The organism is Mesorhizobium sp. M1078 (assembly GCF_040318615.1).
Classification (GTDB): Bacteria; Pseudomonadota; Alphaproteobacteria; order Rhizobiales; family Rhizobiaceae; genus Mesorhizobium.
In genome coordinates this window covers 1-2,454 of sequence record NZ_JAMYMP010000082.1, presented here as the reverse complement: position 1 = coordinate 2,454, position 2,454 = coordinate 1, and the positions used below count along the sequence as shown (strand labels likewise).

The window sequence follows — 2,454 nt, the reverse complement described above, 5'->3', positions numbered from 1 at the left end:
GGCAATGGCCTTTGAATATGGATGACGCGAATGCGCGGCCAAGTTGGCAGCGATTGCCAGCATGGCGGGATCAATCGAAGCTGCGTTGACGAGCCGTGGCTTCCCAAGCGTGAGCGTCCCGGTCTTGTCGAACACGGCTGTATCGATCGTCGCCAGGCGCTCCATGGCCGAGCCGTCCTTGACCATGATGCCGTTTTCGAACAGGCGCCGCGCGGCCACCACCTGAACGATTGGAACGGCGAGGCCAAGCGCGCAGGGGCATGTGATGATGAGAACAGCGATGGCAATCGTCATCGCCCGATGCCAGTCGCCGGTCGCCGCCATCCAGCCCGTGAATGTTACCAACGCGGTGAGATGAACCACGGGCGCGTAGAGTGCCGACACGCGGTCGGCGATACGGCGATAGCGGGCGCGACCACCTTCGGCGGCCTCCATCAGCCGAACCATTTCCGCCAGGAACGAATCCTTCGCGGCGGCTGTGGCCTCTACCGTCAGCGGACCGGTAAGGTTGAGGACGCCGGCCTGCACGGTGTCTTCCGGCGCCACGCTACTGGGCGTGCTCTCGCCGGAGACCAGGGAGCAGTCGACGTCCGATGTCCCGCGCACAATTTTGCCATCGACCGGGATTCTTTCGCCGGCGGCGATCAACAACAGCATGCCCGGTTCGATCTCGGCCACCGGCAGATAGCCCCGAGCGCCATCGCCGCGCAGCACCATGGCGCCGCGCGCGGCCAATTGTGACAGGCTCTTTACAGCGGTGCGGGCGCGTTCCCGCATCACGTGATCGAGCGTGCGACCGATCAGGAGGAAGAACAGCAGCGATACCGACGCGTCGAAATAGGCGTGGTCGCCATGGGTGATCGTCTCATAGAGGCTCATGGCGTAGGCCAGCGACACGCCGACGGCGATCGGCACGTCCATGTTCATGCGGCCGTGGCGCAACGCATTCCACGCCGACTTGAAGAAGATGCCGCCGGCGAAGGCCAGCGCAGGAATGGCGATCAGGGCCGAGACCCAGTGGAACAGGTCGCGGGTGGCGCCCTCGGCGCCGGACCAGACCGACACCGAGAGCAGCATGATGTTGCCCGCAGCGAAGCCGGCAACAGCGACGGCGCGGATAAGCTCCGAAAGCATCTTGTCCTTTGCATCAATCTCGGCTTCGAACAAATGCGCCTGATAGCCGAGCCGGCCGAGCACAGCGACCAACGGTGGAGCCTCGTCGCCGCGCCAGCGGACTGAGACCCGCTTGGTTGACAGGTTCACGCGAGCTGCCTCGACGTGATCGAGTTTTCCCAACGCCGTCTCGATCGTCTGGATGCAGGCGCCGCAATGAACGGTCGGCACCGAAAGGTCGGTCTGATGAAGGTCGTCGCCAAGCGATCGGCTCGCCAGCCTGATTTCCTGGCTGGAGGGCAGGACCGAGGTGCCGCTGACCAGATCCAGCGCTATTTCAGCGCCCGGTGCACAACAGCTCATTTCAGCGCTCCATTGGAAATCATGATCCTGCGCACGTCGCGATAAGGCTTTGCCAGGCCGGTATCGGCGTCTATTTCGATGATCCAGACACCATCCCTTGGCACGTGTTGTGCTGCAAACTCCTGGCCCGAGGCGAGGGCGAGCGTGACGGACTCATCCTCTTTCTCGTAAGCGGGATGGCGAAACAGCACCTTCACGCCATGCAGGGAAACCGGTTTGCCCGCGGCGTCGATGATGCCATAGCGGACTTCACCCCATGCGATGGTCAACTGGCCGGTCCAGCCAAGCGCTGCCTGCGCACGGCCTTCTTCAGCCTTCTTGTTGAATTGCTGGCTCGCGACATAGGTATTTTCGACGACAAGGCCGGTCCAGCTTGTGTTGGCAAGCGTCGCCATCGTCAGATTGACCGCGACGACCACGCCGAAAAAGGCAAGGATGGTGGCCAACATGTGCCTGCCGGTGAATTCGCGGGGTCTTCGCGTGGTGGCGGTCATCTGGCGATCTCCGGCGAGTTGAAGGTGGCGGTGTATTCGTTGGACTCGAAGCTGACCTTGTCTTCGACCCGGAATGTGAAGGTCTGCGCCTGGCCATGAATCTGGTCGGCGGGCAGGCGCACGAAAACCTTCAACATCTTCAGCCGGTCGGGTTCGACCTGGACTGCAAAGGAGCGATCGGCGGGGAGATCGACGCCAACGATGCTCATCTCCGCGCCTGGCAAACCCCCGAGGGTGACGATAATCGTTCTCGGTTCGGGGATCATGTTCAAGAGCTTGACGGTATAGCCATTGCGGATCGAGCCGTCCGAGAGCGTCACGAATTGCGGGTTGCGGTCGTGCAGGACATTGATTTCGAGCCGGTCGCGCGTCAGCAGCGAAAAGAGCAGGCCCAGCCCGATCAGCGACCACATGGCCATGTAGACATAGGTTCGTGGCCGAAAGATCTTGCGGATATGGAAATGCGCCACCCTGTCCGAAAACA

Annotated in this window: 3 protein-coding genes; all 3 read right to left on the bottom strand. The window is 62.2% G+C overall.

What is annotated here, in order from left to right:
* Positions 1-1,476: heavy metal translocating P-type ATPase (locus NKH38_RS33145; RefSeq protein WP_352765729.1), on the bottom strand; the 1,476-nt coding region annotated here is incomplete at its 3' end.
* On the bottom strand, positions 1,473-1,970 hold the full coding sequence (locus tag NKH38_RS33140; protein ID WP_352765727.1) for a FixH family protein: 498 nt from the start codon (positions 1,968-1,970) through the stop codon (positions 1,473-1,475). The genes NKH38_RS33140 and NKH38_RS33145, both read right to left, overlap by 4 nt.
* A partial coding sequence (locus tag NKH38_RS33135; protein ID WP_352765725.1) for a FixG Ig-like domain-containing protein occupies positions 1,967-2,454 on the bottom strand: 488 nt, incomplete at its 5' end. The genes NKH38_RS33135 and NKH38_RS33140, both read right to left, overlap by 4 nt.